The organism is Variovorax paradoxus B4 (assembly GCF_000463015.1).
Lineage (GTDB): Bacteria > Pseudomonadota > Gammaproteobacteria > Burkholderiales > Burkholderiaceae_C > Variovorax > Variovorax paradoxus_E.
The window spans coordinates 657,764-673,048 of the sequence record NC_022247.1 but is presented as its reverse complement, the minus strand read 5'-3'; the positions used below and the strand labels follow the sequence as shown (position 1 = coordinate 673,048).

Here is a 15,285-nt window from a genome sequence, read left to right as displayed (position 1 = left end):
CGTGCCTACGAACCGCTGCCGGAGCCACCACCGGAGCCCGAACCGGTGGGCGGTGTCCAGGGCGTTCCCCTCTCGCGGTAGCTGCTGGTACTCGTTCCGTCCGCGTTGGTGGGGCTTCTCTCGCCCAGCGCTTCGGCACCGTGGTCGTCGGTGGCGGCGGCGGCCGCTCCCAGCGCGCCCATGGCCAGTGTCAACGGCAAGGTGATCGGAATGAACGCCCCGGCCGCACCTGTGTACGCCGCCGCCGCGCCCTGCGAGCGCCTGTCGCGCGTGATCCTCGCCAGCTGCGAGAGCCGGCCTGCCAGCCCCGGCAAGTCCGCCTGTTCCGCCTCGGCTGCAGCGTCCTCCAGCTTGCCGGCCGCCTGCTCATACTGCGTCAGCGTGTCGCCGATGCCCTTGATCCCGGTGCCTACGCCGGCTACCAGGCCTATGACGCCAGCCACCGCGGCGGCATAGGCGGGTCCGCCGGCGCCGCCCGGGCTGATGACCTTCAGCGGCGTCAGGTTCACGTCGGCGGTGGAGATGGCCTTGATCTCCGGTGCCGCGCAGTTGATGAGCTTGACGGCCAGCGCGTTCTCGATCGACACGCCGATGAAGTTGCTCATCGCCAACGACACCGCGTTCTCGATGCTCAGCCCCATGAAGGTGGAGCTCGTGATGCCCAGGTTCGCCTCGGAGTTGTTGCCGATGTAGCCGCTGGTATTGGGCCCGAGAACGGTGGTGTTGGAGCCCACGGACGTCTGGTCGATGCTCCCCACCGCCATCAACTCGATGCCGGTGTTGCTCATCAGCTTGATCTTGTTGGCCATCAGGGCCAGCGGGCCGGTGGGCACGGTGATGTACTTGGAGCTGGAGCCGGTAACCATCCAGTCGATGTGGCCGGCCTCGAAGCTCATCTTCGCGGCCTTGTAGGTCACGTTGCCGCTCACGTTGATCGTCTGGTCGCCGGTCACGGTGCGCGTCTCGCCGGCGCGCGAGATATCGCTGCGCGCGCCGACCACCTCGTGGGTGCCGGTGCCCGTCACCTTCAGCATGTCGTTGCTGTCGATGAAGGTGTCGCGGTTGCCCACCACCTGGTTGTTCTGGTTGCCCTTGACCGTGTTCTTCTGGTCCACCACCACCATGGTGGTCTCGTTGCGCGTCACCGTGCTCTTGCGGTCGCGGTCGACGTGCAGGGTCTGGTCGCGCTTGACGGTCACCGACTGATCCCTGTCCACCGTCGTCGAGTCGTCGCGCTCCACACTGCGGCTCATGTCCAGCTCGGCGTGGATGTTGATGTTCTCCTCCCCCTTCTTGTCCTCGAACATGATCTCGTTGTAGTTCGCGGGACCACCGCCTGGCGTGGAGCGGGTCTTGAAGCCGCTCTGCGTGGGCGACTTGTAGGGAATGGGCTGATCGTCGTTGTAGACGCGGCCCACGATGATCGGGCGGTCAGGGTCGCCGTTCAGGAAGTCGACGATCACCTCCTGGCCGATGCGTGGAATGAAATACCCGCCCCAGCCCTTGCCGCCCCAGGGCTGCGACACGCGCACCCAGCAGGTCGACTTCTCGTTGCTCTCGTCGTAGCGGTCCCAGTGGAAGTGCACCTTGACGCGGCCATGGTCGTCCACGTGCAGCTCGTCGCCCGCGGGGCCGACCACGATGGCCGTCTGCGGCCCGGGCATGGTCACGCGCGGCGTGAGGCGCGGCGGACGATAGGCGCGCTCCATCGGGATCGCGGTGATCAGGAAGGCGCTGGTGCCCGGCTGCGAGGTGCTGAGCATCGGCGTGCTGGCGATCAGGTCTTCCAGAACCTGCAGCGTGTCGGCGTTCACCGCATCGTCGCGCAGCACGCCGGCCAACGCCGTGCGCAGGTCCTGCGGAACGGCTGTGCCGGCGCCCACGCTTTCATAGCCGGGGTGGCTGGCCATGAAGGTGCAGGCCGCGATGACGTAGTCGCCGTCGCGCGTGCCGTCGGGATCGCCCTCGAACTTGAAGCTGCGCCCGGCCGTCACGTCGGGCCAGGTGGTCAGCGCCCAGTGGCGGTCGCGGCGGGCGTTGAGCTCGTCGCCGCGCAGCTTGGTGCGATTGTCTCCATCCTCTCCGGTGAAGTAGCCGCCGGGAAACTCGAACTCCTCGAAGTCGGCCAGCTCGTGGTCGTCCTTCGCATCGATGACGGCACCCAGCTTCTTCTTGATCGCCTTGAAGTCGCTGTCGCGCGAGGCCTGCTTGCCGGTGTCGAACTGGCGCGAACTCACCCAGCGCGAGATCTCGTTGTAGCGCGCCTCGCTCGCATCGCTGGCCGCATAGCGCAGCGTGCCTTCCACCGGCAGCTTGTCGTGCGCCAGGTCGCTGGCGTCCGACAGGTGCATGGTGCCGGGCGCATCGTGCGAATCGAACCAGTAGTAGATGCCTTCGTCCTCGAGCAGGCGCGAGAGAAACTGGTAGTCGTTCTCCTGATGCTGCACGCAGTAGCGCCGGGGCGTATGGGTGCCGATGACGTTGCCGGCCTTGGTCTTCTTGAAGCGCTTGATCGGGCTGTCTTCGAACACCGCATCGAGCACTTCGAGCACCTTCTTGTCCTGCAGGATGCGCGAGTTGGTGCGCTTGGTGAGCAGCCAGAACCAGGAGCGCAGCGTGATGCGGTATTCGAAGTGCCGGCCCACATGCCCCGCGCGCACGAAGCGCACCGCGTGGCCCTGGCAGTGGCGCTCGTGCATGCCGCCGTCCTTGTCCTGGAACTGGATGACCACGTCGAAGGCACGGCCGAGAATGTCCTTGGCATCGAGCGCCTTGTTCTTCGACAGCACCGTGAGCTCGTAGGCCGACGGGCGCGCCAGCGCCTCGTGGCCCACGATGCGCCAGAACATCAGGTCGTCCTTGGCGGGTGAATCTGTCTCTATGCGGAACTCGTGATCGGCCATTTTTTTACTCTTGATGCGCAGTTGCTCAGTCGAATGCGTAGGTGAAGTCGGCATCCTTCACATCCAGCGCGACGCGGCGGATCTCGCCGCCCGAGGCCAGCCGCTGCAGGTACTCGACAGAAATCGTTGGCAGCACCGTGTTGGTCAGGATCGCGTCGATCACGCGCCCGCCCGACTCCGGATCCTGGCAGCGCGCAACCACCTGGTCGACCACCGCGTCGCTGTACTCGAAGGGCACGCCGTGGTTGGTCTCCACGCGCTTCTTGATGCGGCCCAGCTGCAGCCGCACGATCTTCTTCATCATGTCCGGCGAGAGCGGGTAGTAGGGAATGGTGACGATGCGGCCCAGCAGCGCAGGTGGGAACACTTTCATGAGCGGCGCCTTCAGCGCATCGGCCAGTGCGTTCGAATCGGGCAGCAGCTCGGGGTCGCGGCACATGCTCATCACGAGCTCGCTGCCGGCGTTGGTGGTGAGCAGGATGATCGTGTTCTTGAAATCGATCATGCGGCCCTCGCCGTCTTCCATCCAGCCCTTGTCGAACACCTGGAAGAAGATCTCGTGCACGTCGGGGTGGGCTTTCTCGACCTCGTCGAGCAGCACCACGCTGTAGGGCCGGCGGCGCACGGCCTCGGTCAGGATGCCGCCTTCGCCGTAGCCCACGTAGCCTGGCGGCGCGCCCTTGAGCGTGGAGACGGTATGCGCCTCCTGGAATTCGCTCATGTTGATGGTGATGATGTTCTGCTCGCCGCCGTACAGGGCCTCGGCCAGTGCCAGTGCGGTCTCGGTCTTGCCCACGCCCGAGGTGCCGCACAGCATGAACACGCCGATCGGCTTTTGCGGGTTGTCCAGCCGCGCGCGAGACGTTTGAATGCGCCGCGCGATCATCTCCAGGCCGTGCTTCTGGCCGATGACGCGCTGGTTGAGCGTGTCGGCGAGCTTGAGCACCGCCTCGACTTCGTTCTTGACCATGCGGCCGACGGGAATGCCGGTCCAGTCGGCCACCACCGAGGCCACGGCCTGCTCGTCGACCGAAGGCAGGATCAGCGGCGATTCGCCCTGCACCGCATGGATCTTGGCCTGCAGCGCATGCAGCTCTTCGAGCAGCGCGGCCCGGTCTTCGCTCCCTCCCCCGCCGGGAGAGGGTTGGGGTGGGGGCACGTCGGCCTTCGCCTCACCCTCGGTGGACGCCGCATCCACCGGCTTGTTCCCCGCCCGCAGCTTCGCACGCAATTCGAGCAACCGATCGACCAGCCCCTTCTCTTCCTTCCAGCGGGCGTTGAGCGTTTCCAGCTGCCCATTCGATTCCAGCAGCAGCGCCGCCACCTGCACCGCGCGCTTGGTCACGTCGATGCCGATGGCTTCCTCGCGGCCGATGATCTCCTGCTCGACCGTGAGCCCCTCGATGCGGCGCATGCAGTCCTCCACCTCGGGCGGCGTGGCGTGCTGCGACACGGCCACGCGCGCGCACGCCGTGTCGAGCAGGCTCACGGCCTTGTCGGGCAATTGGCGCGCGGGAATGTAGCGGTGGCTCAGCTTCACGGCCGCCTCGATGGCCTCGTCGAGCAGCTGCACGCGGTGGTGCTTCTCGAGCACGCTGGCCACGCCGCGCAGCATCAGGATGGCCTTCACCTCGTCGGGCTCGGGCACCTGCACGACCTGGAAGCGCCTTGTCAGCGCCGGGTCTTTCTCGATGTACTTCTTGTACTCGGCCCAGGTGGTGGCGCCGATGGTGCGCAGGTTGCCGCGCGCCAGCGCCGGCTTCAGCAGGTTGGCCGCATCGCCGGTGCCGGCCGCGCCGCCCGCACCCACGAGCGTGTGGATCTCGTCGATGAAGAGAATGATGGGCGTCGGCGAGCTCTGCACCTCGTCGATCACCTGGCGCAGGCGCTGCTCGAACTCGCCCTTCATGCTGGCGCCGGCCTGCAGCAGGCCGATGTCGAGCGTGAGCAGCTTCACGTCCTTCAGCTGCGGCGGCACGTCGCCGCGTGCGAGCCGCTGCGCGAAACCTTCGACCACGGCCGTCTTGCCGACGCCGGCCTCGCCCGTCAGCAGCGGATTGTTCTGGCGGCGGCGCATCAGGATGTCGACGATCTGGCGGATCTCCTCGTCGCGCCCGGTGATCGGGTCCATCTCGCCCTTCCTGGCCTTCTCGGTGAGGTCGACCGCGAACTTCTTGAGCGCATCGCCCTTGCCCATGGCGGCGGGTGCCATGGCGCCCGAGTCTTCGCCCGGTGCGCCGCTGCCCATGCCGGTGCCGTCCTGCGCGCGCATCTGCGATTCGGGCGAGGCGTCGCAAATCTTCACGAAGTTGTCGGCCAGGTCCTCGACCTTGATCTTCTCGAACTGCCTGGACAGGCCGAACAGCGGATTGCGCAGGCTCTGCGTCTTCAGCATGCCCACCAGGATGTAGCCGGTGCGCACCTGCGCCTCGCCGAACTGCAGCGTGGCATAGGTCCAGGCGCGTTCGATGGCGTTCTCGATGTGCGGGGAGAAGTCGCTGATGGCGGTGGCGCCGCGTGGCAGGCGGTCGAGTGCGGCCGTCATGTCCTTGGCGATCACGGAGACGTCGAGGCCGTAGTGCTGGATCACGCGATGCAGGTCGGAGTCTTGCGCCTGCAGCAGCTGGGCGAACCAGTGCTCCAGTTCCACGTACGGATTGCCCCGCATCTTGCAGAACACCGTGGCGCCTTCGATGGCCTTGTAGGCCAGCGAGTTGAGCTTGCCGAAAAGGGCGGTGCGACTGATTTCACTCATGGAAGACTCCGTATCTGTTGAAGACGATTCATGCCGGAAAATTCGAAGTTCTGCGACCCGTGCCGGGCGTCAATGCGCAGAAAGCCTTGCGCTGGCCAGCCAACCCTGCACGTCCTGCCCCGCTTCGCGGCGCGGAACGATCGGCTCGATGCGCACGGCACCGAAACCGGCAGCCGCAAGACGGGCCTCGACATGCGCAGCCGCATGGCGGTAGCGGCCGCTGCCTTCGAGCCTGAAGTCGTCCTGGCCCCCGGGCATGGCCTCGACCGTGAACACCACCCCGCCTTCGGGACGCAGCGCGCGCGCGGCGGCCGCCAGCACCTCGCGCAGGTCGCCGAAGTAGCACAGCGTGTCAGCCGATATCACCAGGTCGAACCGGCCGGGCTGGGTATGCAGGTAGTGGGTGAGCTCGGCCTTGTGCAGCACGTCGTAGCCGCCGCGCTGCTGCGCGCGCTGCAGCATGCCGACCGACAGGTCGCAGCCGGCCAGGTGCGCGGCCCAAGGCCGCAGCAGCGGGGCGCAGAGTCCGGTGCCGCAGCCGGCATCGACCACGGCCAGACTCTCGGCCGGCGCGCCATGCATTTCCTGCACCGCGTGCGCCACCAGCTCGGGCGCGCGGTAGTGCAGCTTCTCCAGACTCGCGTCGAAGCTTCCGGCGTAGCTGTCGAACACGGTTTCCACATAGCCGTCGCTGGCGCGCGCGGGCGCATGTCCCTCGCAGGCGGCCAGCAGATGCGTGACCACGGGATTGCCTGGATCTTCTGCCAGCCACTCCCGGTACATGCCGACGGCCTGCTCGCTCTCGCCGAGCAGTTCCAGCGCGCGAATCACCTGCGAGCGGGCGCTCAGGTTGCGCGGCTGCAGCAACACCGCACGGCTGTTGGCGATGACGCTCTCATGGATGCGCCCCTGCTCCATCAGTGCGATCGACAGGTTGTACCAGGCCTCGCTGAATTCCGGCCGCAGTTCGATCGCCCGGCGGCTGACGCGCTCGGCGGCTTGCCAGTGGCCCTTGCGGCGTTCGAGCGACGCGATGTTGCTCAAGGCATCGGCGCCTTCGTCGCCTCCTTTCGCGAAGGAGACGCTGTTGCCGTAGGCGCGCATTGCGTCGTCGATGCGGCCGGTCTCGACCAGCAGGTTGCCCAGGTTGTTCCAGGCACCGCTCTGCGCGGGTTGCAGCGTGAGCGACCGTCCGATCAACGCGATGCTCTCGTTGCTGCGGCCTTGCGCATGGCGCAGCAGGCCCTGGTAGTGCAGCGCGTCGGGGTCGGCCGGCGCGACCTCCAGAATGCGGACGAGCAATTCACCCGCCGCGTCCAGCTTCTGCGCCTTGATCAGGGCCGCGGCTTGCGCCAGCGCGGCCGCGTGCGTCAACGTGTCCGGGTACGCGGGCGTCGTGGTCATGCGGCGGCTCCCACAGTGGCCTGGGCGGTACGGGCGGTCATCGAGCTGTTGCCGATGCGCACGTCCGCCGCGTCCTTCGCGCGCGTGCGCTGGCCGAGCCAGGAGACCCAGCCCAGGCGCGGCGCGTTGCCCTTCGCCTTGCCGAGGCGCGTAACGGGCACCTGCGTCGTCTCGAGCACCAGCTCGGCGTCCCATTCGAGTTCGTCCCCGAGCAACTGCTGCATCCAGCGCTGCAGCACCGGCCTCGCGTTGCCGATCGGCAGGAACATGCGGTACTGCGCGAGCGTGAGCGGGCCGATGTGCAGGCGCACGCGGTGCTGCCGGTCCCACGCACGCGTGCCGAGCATCGCGCCCATGCCCATCGAGCGCGAACTCTCGCCCTGCCCCAGCCGCGTGAGCTCGCCGGCGGGCAGGCTCATCCAGTGGCCGACCCAGCGCTCCAGCGCCACCGGCACGCCGAAGTAACTGCACAGCACCGACTCCACGCTCTCGGCGTTGTGCACGCGGCGCGCGAGCCAGCCCGAGAAATGAAGGCGGGCATCGTCGTGCACCTCGTCGCGCTCGATGCGCCCCGGCGTGCCGATGCCCACGAACGCGCCGACCTGCAGGCGGAAGCGGTCCTCGCCCGGCCGGTCGAGCGCCACTGCGGGCCGCGCCTGCGCCCACGCGCGATAGAAGTGCAGCGAGAAGCGGTGCAGAAAGCTGTCGAGAAAGGCCAGCCAGGTCGGGTCGCCATGGTTCAGGCTGCGCTCGCGGATGAAGTCGCTCAGGTGAACCGGCAGAGGACCGTTGGGCCCGACGTAGCTGAAGAAATGCTGGCGCAGGCGCGGCGGCGAGTGGGCGCTTGCCGGTTCGAAGCGGCTGAAGCTGGCCGGCGCGAACGACAGCGACGGCTCCTGCCCCACGCGCACCGGCTCCGCGCTCGGCAGCAATGCGCGGCCCCAGCGCGGCGTGGTCGCGGCCACCGATTCCAGCCGGCGCAGCACCGCGAAATAGTCGTAGGACCACGGCTCCGCCGACCACCCGCGCAGCGCGTTGTCGACACGCGTGTTGACTGACTCCCCCGGGCTCGCCGCTTCGCGGACTTCGCCTCCCCCCTCGCGAGCGAGGGGGCGAGCGCCTTCGGGCGGCCGGGCGGCGCTCACAGAATCTGCCGGGTCCCGCATAGCGGCCTCCATCGCATGGTCTCGCCCTTGCCCGCCACGCGCAGCACGGTCTCGACGAAATGGTTGACCTCCACGTGGCGCGCGAGAAAGCGCGCCATCACCGCGCCGAACAGGAACACGCTGTGGCCGTGGAATGCGTCCTTGTCGACCTCGAGCGTCACTTCGAGCCCGCGCCCGAAGGCGATCGGTCCCTTGAGCGGCAGGCGGCGCGCCACGGGCTTGGCTCTCACCGAGAGCAGCCCGCGCACCTGGCCCTGGCGCATCTCGTCGGCATGCGTGGCGTAGAGCATCAGCGTTTCGCGCAATGCGGCAGCGCCCTGCTCCGGCGTGCTGTCGGAGATCGACAGGTAGTTGAGCGCAAGGTGATCGACCACCCGCCAGCCCAGCCCCTGGCTCACCACCGGCGACACCGGCCGCGAAGGACCGCGAACCATGCGCACCCGCTGCACGGGGAAGGAGTCGACGCAATCGAAGTCGTTGTCGCGCCCCAGCGGCATCAGGAGCGGCAGGTCGCGGTTGGTGCACAGCGCGGCCACCGCGAGCTGCCGCAGCGTGGCGGCGTACGGCGCCTGCTGCGGATCGACGATCTGCATGTAGACCTCGGAGCCGATGTGGCTGCTGCGATGGCCCTCGGTGCGCTGGCGCACCGACAGCATCCGCGGCTCGCGGGTGGTCGTGAAGTAGGCCGGGTGGCTGTGCCGCGTGCCATGGAAGGCCGAATAGAAAGGGCGAAACACCTGTTCGGCCGCCGATGCATCGACGCCGGGCGCGCCGTGGCCGATGACCTCGGTAACGGTGTGCACCTCGAAATCCTGCGGCCGCGTGCGGTCGGGCACCAGGTGGAACTGGCTCACGCCTTCGGTCAGCGGCACACGGTCGAGCCGCTTGTTGAACAGATTGACCACCGGCACGCAGTGCAGCTGCACGTTGTCGGCGCTCACCAGTTTTTCGAGTGCCGCATCGCCGCGCGAGAACAGCAGCACGAGCTCGACCTCGGCGACCGGCATCGCCGCGAGCACCGATTGCAGCCCCGCGATACGCAGGAACTGGAAGCGCTGTGGAAACGCGAAGTACTCCTGCAGCAGGCGGAAGCCCGAGAAGCCGGTGGCCGTGACCGGCAGCAGCGCTTCATCGTCCTCGAAGCCGACGGGCTGGATCGCCGTGGCCGGCAGGCTCTGCGCCGCGCCCTGCAGCGCGCCGGTGGGCGACAGCGGCCGCACCATCACGCCGATGGGCTGGCCCAGCGCGCACTCCTGCAACTGCCATGCCACGTCTTCGGCGCCGCCGAGATGCAGCACCAGGTCGTCGAGCGCGATCTGGCTGAAGTTGAGCCCCGCCGTCGCATGCAGCGCAATGCGCAGGCCGCCGCGGATGGCACGGGACTGGGGGTGCGTTCCGAGCGGCAGGTCGGGCGCATAGGTGAAGTACTGGGCGCGCTGGATCTCGATCGGCCAGATGCGCAGCGCGCTCGAGGTGCGGAACTCGCAATGCGTGTTCTGCCCCACGGCCTGCCGCGCGCGCAGCCCGGCGCCGCGCGGCAGCCTGGGACCGGTCGCGAGGTTGGCGTCGTCGAGATCGGGCGAGAAGGAGACGACCGCCATCGCCGGCGTGGGCGCGAGGAAATTCGGATAGACGATGTCGAGCAGGTGGCCCGTGAAACGCGGGTATTCGGCATCGAGCTTGAGGTTGACGCGCGCCGACAGGAAGGCCGTGGCCTCGATCAGCCGCTCGACGTACGGATCGGCGACCTCCTGGCCTTCGATGCCCAGGCGGTGCGCGATCTTCGGAAAGGCGCGCGCGAACTCCGAGGAGCTCTCGCGGAAATAGCGCAGTTCCTGTTCATACAGGTTCAGCAGCCGAGGGTCCATGTCGGACTTACCTTGGGTTTTGCGCCATGTCCACGATCTCGATGCGTCCTTCTTCCAGGTCTACACGGCTTCGCATCAGGAACTCGAGCGGCACGGGCTGCGCCCACAGCATGCCGCGGATCTGCAGGCCGATGCTGTTGTGCGAGTCGAGTGCCGAGCCTTCCATGACGAGTTCAACTTCGAGAGTGCGGGACAAAATGCGCGGCTCGAACTGCAGGATTGCGTTCTTCAAAGCCTGTTCCATGCTGACACGCTGCACCGACGAGGTGAACTGGCCAGACAGCATAGGCAATCCGTAGTTGATGACCGAGCGTGCGGCGTTCGGGTATTGCTTGTCGTCCATGGCAAGCCCGAAGCCGGTGGCGTTGAAGAGCCAGCTCAGGTCGCGCAGCACGGCCGAGCGCAGCGCCTGCTTGGTGAGCGTGCGCCTCTCGTCGCTCTCGCGCTTTTCGCTGGGCGCGTCGTCGACCAGGCGGTCGAGCAGCGACGGCTGCAGGCGTTCCTGGGCGGTGAGTTCGGCCATGGCTATGCGCCCTGGCTTTCGAAGAGGATCTCGCGCACGTCCATGAGCGCGTACTCGCCGGCGTCGCTGCCGAGCACGCGCTGGCCGCAGCCGGCCCAGACCTCGGGCCGCAGTTCGCGCCACTCGGTCTTGCGCGCGAGAAGCAGCTCGCCGTCTTCGCTCTTCTCGGTGCCTTCGTAGCGGGTGGGAATGAGCGCCAGCGTTTCGCCGCCGTTCTCGAACTGCAGGTGCGCGGGCATCCAGACGCAGTCGCGCAGGTCCTCGGGCGGATCGATCTTGATGTGCGCGAGCCGGGCGTAGGGAATCCAGTAGTACTTGCCGTTGACGAAGGCTTCGAGCACGGGGCCCAGGCGCATGTCGGCATCGGCCAGCCATTCGAAGGGCGCGCCGTCGATGGTGCCGGCGATGGCGGGTGCACCGTCGAAGGCCCGCTGGCGAAGGTCCTCGGCCAGCTCGCTCTCGCCGCGGCCCTGGCGCAGCAGCGATTCGATGAGCAGCGCCAGCCATTCGTCGGGCTGGCCGAAGACCATGGGCGTGCGCGTGCCGGCAAACACCTCGGCGCGCAGGCCTTCGCAGCGCACGGCGTCGCCGTACACCTGCTTCATGGGAACGGCGAGCGCATCGAGCTCGGCCGCGACGGTGAGCTGGTTGAGCGCGCGTTCCCATTGACCCAGCACGCACAGCAGCTGCGCCATGAAGACGCGGTGCTTGCTGTCGGCGGGCTTGGCGCGGACCTCGTCGCTGAGGGCCTTGAGCGCGGCGACGGGGTCGGCGGACTTGAGGAGTTCGGCAGAGGTGGCCATGTCAGTTCCCCGCAAAGGTGCAGGTGCGAACGGCACCTCGCGCGCCCGTCTGCTGCTGCGGCGCCGAACGGATCTCCAGCTTCGTGTAGTCGAAGAAGATCAGGTCGCAGGGGCGCTTGGGCGTGCCGCCCGTGACGATGGCGTGGCAGTTCACGCGCGCACCTTCGAGCACGAATTCGAGGTGCGACTGCTGGTCCTTGGAACTGTCGCCGCCGGCCTTGAAGACCGAGATGGTCACCTTCAGGTCGCTGTCCTGGCTCTTCAGCAGGCTGGCGATGGAGGCCGTGGCCGCATCGCAGTCGCGGATCACTATGAAGGAGTAGTTGCGCAGCTTGCCCTTGCTGGAGCCGGGCGGAATGACGACGTCCGACTTGTACGAATAGCCGCCGATGTCCATGCGCTGCTTGCCGTCTTCGTACGTGCGCTTGGACTCCCCTTCGATCGGCGAGCCCTTGCTCTCGATCATCATCGCGAAGTCGTTGCCCGATTCGCCCGACAGGTAGTCGAGCAGGCGCAGGGCCTCGTCGGGGTCCAGTTTTCCATCGTATGTCCAGCTCATGTCGATCTCCTGAGAAAAATCCGGTTGTCTGTCGTTACCTGGCGGACGAAGCTTCGCCCGCCCAATGAACCATCGCGGCAAAGGTCTGCCGCTCGCTGTCTTGTTGCAGGGCGCCGCGCACCCGCACTTGCGCCACCGCATCGACCGCGCCCGCACCGAACAGGCGCGGCGCGCTGTAGGGCGCCGCCGGCGCCGCCAGCACCAGCAGCCGGCCGCCTTCGGCGTTGAACCAGGGCAATTCGAAGCGCTTGACGGCGGGCGCGTCGCGCGTGCCGCGCTTGAAGCGGTTGGTCTCGCCCGGGTCCTCGGGGTAGACCTGGCGCGTGCCGCCCTGCGGGTCGATGCCGACGACGACGAGGTCCACCGAGCGCCCGGTGGCGTTGCGCACGTTGAGCACGGCGCGCTCGCCGCTGCGCAGCGGCAGCAGCCTGGCGCCGGCCTGCTGGGCCGGGCCGCTGCGCACCAGGCGATCGCCGTTCCACACTTCGAACACTGCGTCGAAGCCGTCGAACTGCGCATCCCTGGCGATGGTGTAGAGCTGGTTGAGCCACTTGAGCCGGGCCAGCATTTCGAGATGCCGGCGGGGCGCTGCGGAATCGGCCGGCAAAGGCCTTGCGCCCGCACCGAGCGAGGGCGAGAGCACTTCGAGCCGGGTGCCGGTCCAGCGCACGTCGGCACCGTCCGTCTCGCCCACGGCGATGATGGAGGCGGGGTATTCGAGACTCAGCCCGGGCGGCAGGCCCTGCTCCGCGCGCACGCGCAGCGCGACCGGCGCCGGTTCGCCGAGCGGCGTGATGTTCCAGAGCGCGGCGCCGGACAGCTCGCGCAGCGCGGGCGGCACGGCCATGCGCGCCTTGTCGGTGTACGCCTGCGAGAGCTGGCCCTCGGCGCTGCGCACCGTGCCGTCTTCCATCGTGGCCAGCACGCGCAGCGGCTGCTGCGCCACCAGGCCGTCGAGCTGGCCGGCCTGCAGGACCAGCGTGTCGCCGGAGCGCTGCGCGCGCCAGACCGGCCGCGTCGAAACGGCCTGCGCGCGGTTGGCGAAGATCGGCGCATCGAGATTGCCCTCGGCCACCGGCGATGGCAGCTCGCGCGTGGGGAAGCGTTGCGCGAGTTCGTCGATCACCGGCGGGTAGATGGCCAGCACGCCGTCGAACAGGTCGCGCCAGGTGGCGGGCTTGCGCGCGAGCGCCTCGACCACGGCCCAGGTCAGCAGGCCCTGCGGGCGTGCATTGCGGCTCTTGCGCGGCAGGCGCAGCTCGGGCGTGATCTGATGGCTCTCGGAGGCGAAGAGCGCGACATAGCGCGCGCGCGGCACCGGCTCGGCCGCGGCAGGCCGCGCCATGGCGACGCGCGCGGCGGGACCGGGCGCACCGACCAGCTGGCCGGTGCGCAGGCCGCGCCAGCGCACCTCGTCGTCGGCCGGCCCTTCGGCAATGAGTGGGCTGTCGGCCGTGCTGCTGCGGGTCATCGAGTTCGCCGAGCAGGTGTCGAAGACGGAGGCGACGAACACGTTGCGTGCCAGGAAGGCCTGGATCCAGGCATCGAAATCGGCATCGCGCAGGTCGCCCGTGAGCACGTTGTCGCTGCCGAGCGTGCCGCGCACATCGCGTGCGAGGAAGTTTTCCGAAAGGCCGTCGGGCTCCTGGTAGCGCTTGCTGCTGTCGCGCAGGCGGGTGCCGTGGCCGGAAAAGTAGAGGAACACGAAATCGCCGCTTCTCGATTGCGCGAGCAACCGGCCGAGCGCATCGTGGATGGCCTGCGATTCGGGCAGCACCGAGCCGCTCACGCCGTCGGCGAGCACGGTGATGTCGGCGGCTGCGAAGCCCTGCTTCTGCAGTGCGTCGCGCATCAGCATCACGTCGTTGCGAGGCGCCTGCAGCCACAGGGCCTGCGGCTGGTTGACGAGTTCGGAGACGCCAACGAGCAGGGCACGCTGGGCGGCGAAGGCGGCGTTGCCGAAGACCAGCAGCACCAGCCACAGCAGCAGCCGCAAACAACGCGATCGCATGGCTCCTTCTCCTTCCGGGGGAAGGCTGGGATGGGGGCAGGCAGAGCGCCCGGTGGATACGCCGCCTGCCCCCACCCCTGCCCTCCCCCTGCGGGGGAGGGAGAAAGACAGGCGCGCCGCGCACGTCATGGGCGCTCCGAAGCCGGTCCGGCCGACTCGACCAGTGGCGATGCCGCGAGCACCGCGAGGCCGCCGACCGGATCGGCCGCGCGCAGCCGCCAGACGCCGTTCGCCCCCGGCCCGCCGACCACCTCGGCCGGCATCGAGCGCAGCAGGCGGTCGGCCTCGTCGATGCGCACGTCGTCCTTCCAGCGCACGACCAGGTTGGCCTGCGCTGCAACGGGCGCCGCGGGCACGGTGCGAAAGCGCACATCGTCTTCTTCCGCGCCGCGGCCGCCGAGCAGGCCGACGTTCTGCACCACCGCGAACAGCGCCAGCACCGCGAACGCGGGACGCATCCATCCGCCGGAACCGAACCAGCGCCGGATGCTGCCCCACCAGCCGCCCTCGGGCCGCTCCTGCGGCCGGGCGCGCGGGGATGCGGGTGCGGCGGCTGGCGTTGCGCCGGGGGCCTGCACCCGCGCCGAGCCCAGCTGCAGGCCGGCGGCGCGGTACAGCGCCTGATAGTCGGCGCGCGGATCCTGCGCACCGAGCGGCGTGCCGGACAGCACCGAGAACACGCCGCCCACGGTGCGCAGCGCGATGCGTCCCGGCTCGGGCGCGATGGGCAGCACCTTCTGCGCGGCCCACTCGTCGTGCACCGCGCGGATCGCGGCCAGCCGGGTGGCCGAAATCTCGCCGAGCACGCGGGCGCACAGCTGCGGGCTGGGTTCGAGGGTGAGCACGTTCCAGGCCTGGATCAGGCCGAACGCCGGCTCGAAGGGTTCGTCGTCGGGCTCGAGCAGCACGTCGAAAGGCCCGGCCCAGTCGGCCTCGCCGGCGGCCATCCAGCCCTGCCACAGATCGCCGTGGATGCAGCGGTCGAGCAGCACGCCGAGCAACCGGCCTTCGTGCACCACGCTCACGAGGCGGCCCGGCGCCCAGCGCGCCGTGAAGGCGCGCTGGGCAACAGCCTCTCGGCGCCGGGCCAATTCGGTCAGCGGAAGCAGCAGATCGGGCACCGCGCGCGGCTGCGCCGCATGAGGTGCCGCGCCCGGCATCGCCATGACGGCCACGCCGGCTTCCTGGCCGGGCACGCCGGGCGCCGCAGGTGCGGCGCCCGCGGCCTGGAACGCGCTTCGGATCACGCTGAGGGGAGGCCAGAGTTCGGTATTCATGGCGGTCTGTTCCTGA

The 15,285-nt window shown here is 68.7% G+C and carries 10 protein-coding genes; all 10 read right to left on the bottom strand.

The genetic code is table 11. The features are described 5' to 3' along the window. Positions 1 to 5: 5 nt before the first annotated feature. Positions 6 to 2,903, bottom strand: coding sequence for a type VI secretion system Vgr family protein (locus tag VAPA_RS03025; protein WP_021005299.1), 2,898 nt, complete (start codon positions 2,901 to 2,903; stop codon positions 6 to 8). A 25-nt stretch (positions 2,904 to 2,928) separates the two neighbouring features. After that, positions 2,929 to 5,658: a type VI secretion system ATPase TssH gene (gene tssH / locus VAPA_RS03020; RefSeq protein WP_021005298.1), complete on the bottom strand. Its 2,730-nt coding sequence runs from the start codon at positions 5,656 to 5,658 to the stop codon at positions 2,929 to 2,931. 69 nt (positions 5,659 to 5,727) lie between these two features. Next, a complete protein-coding gene (locus tag VAPA_RS03015) occupies positions 5,728 to 7,062 on the bottom strand; it encodes a methyltransferase domain-containing protein (protein WP_021005297.1) in 1,335 nt (444 codons plus the stop codon). Further along, positions 7,059 to 8,207 carry a type VI secretion system baseplate subunit TssG gene (tssG, locus tag VAPA_RS03010; protein WP_021005296.1) on the bottom strand — a complete coding sequence of 383 codons (1,149 nt, stop codon included), beginning with the start codon at positions 8,205 to 8,207 and terminating at the stop codon, positions 7,059 to 7,061. The genes VAPA_RS03015 and tssG overlap by 4 nt, the downstream gene beginning before the upstream one ends. After that, positions 8,204 to 10,096, bottom strand: a complete 1,893-nt coding sequence (tssF, locus tag VAPA_RS03005) for a type VI secretion system baseplate subunit TssF (protein WP_021005295.1) — start codon at positions 10,094 to 10,096, stop codon at positions 8,204 to 8,206. The genes tssG and tssF overlap by 4 nt, the downstream gene beginning before the upstream one ends. A 7-nt stretch (positions 10,097 to 10,103) precedes the next feature. Next, entirely contained in the window at positions 10,104 to 10,619 is a 516-nt protein-coding gene (gene tssE, locus VAPA_RS03000; protein WP_021005294.1) for a type VI secretion system baseplate subunit TssE, read from the bottom strand. Between the two features lie 2 nt (positions 10,620 to 10,621). Beyond that, positions 10,622 to 11,422 (bottom strand): type VI secretion system accessory protein TagJ, encoded by an 801-nt coding sequence (locus VAPA_RS02995; RefSeq protein WP_021005293.1) that lies wholly within the window; start codon positions 11,420 to 11,422, stop codon positions 10,622 to 10,624. A 1-nt stretch (position 11,423) separates the two neighbouring features. After that, on the bottom strand, positions 11,424 to 11,981 hold the full coding sequence (locus VAPA_RS02990; protein WP_021005292.1) for a type VI secretion system tube protein Hcp: 558 nt from the start codon (positions 11,979 to 11,981) through the stop codon (positions 11,424 to 11,426). 34 nt (positions 11,982 to 12,015) lie between these two features. Then, the gene (locus tag VAPA_RS02985) at positions 12,016 to 13,992 is read right to left on the bottom strand and encodes a caspase family protein (protein ID WP_021005291.1); all 1,977 of its coding nucleotides are present in this window, start codon (positions 13,990 to 13,992) and stop codon (positions 12,016 to 12,018) included. A gap of 125 nt (positions 13,993 to 14,117) precedes the next feature. Continuing rightward, complete coding sequence (locus VAPA_RS02980; RefSeq protein ID WP_021005290.1) at positions 14,118 to 15,269, bottom strand: hypothetical protein; 1,152 nt, start codon at positions 15,267 to 15,269, stop codon at positions 14,118 to 14,120. Positions 15,270 to 15,285 lie beyond the last annotated feature (16 nt).

What these genes read in the sequence shown, in the direction of transcription:
- VAPA_RS03025 (WP_021005299.1), bottom strand. Translation starts at nt 2,903, where the DNA reads ATGGCCGATCACGAGTTCCGCATAGAGACAGATTCACCCGCCAAGGAC.
- tssH (WP_021005298.1), bottom strand. Translation starts at nt 5,658, where the DNA reads ATGAGTGAAATCAGTCGCACCGCCCTTTTCGGCAAGCTCAACTCGCTG.
- VAPA_RS03015 (WP_021005297.1), bottom strand. Translation starts at nt 7,062, where the DNA reads ATGACCACGACGCCCGCGTACCCGGACACGTTGACGCACGCGGCCGCG.
- tssF (WP_021005295.1), bottom strand. Translation starts at nt 10,096, where the DNA reads ATGGACCCTCGGCTGCTGAACCTGTATGAACAGGAACTGCGCTATTTC.
- tssE (WP_021005294.1), bottom strand. Translation starts at nt 10,619, where the DNA reads ATGGCCGAACTCACCGCCCAGGAACGCCTGCAGCCGTCGCTGCTCGAC.
- VAPA_RS02995 (WP_021005293.1), bottom strand. Translation starts at nt 11,422, where the DNA reads ATGGCCACCTCTGCCGAACTCCTCAAGTCCGCCGACCCCGTCGCCGCG.
- VAPA_RS02990 (WP_021005292.1), bottom strand. Translation starts at nt 11,981, where the DNA reads ATGAGCTGGACATACGATGGAAAACTGGACCCCGACGAGGCCCTGCGC.
- VAPA_RS02985 (WP_021005291.1), bottom strand. Translation starts at nt 13,992, where the DNA reads ATGCGATCGCGTTGTTTGCGGCTGCTGCTGTGGCTGGTGCTGCTGGTC.
- VAPA_RS02980 (WP_021005290.1), bottom strand. Translation starts at nt 15,269, where the DNA reads ATGAATACCGAACTCTGGCCTCCCCTCAGCGTGATCCGAAGCGCGTTC.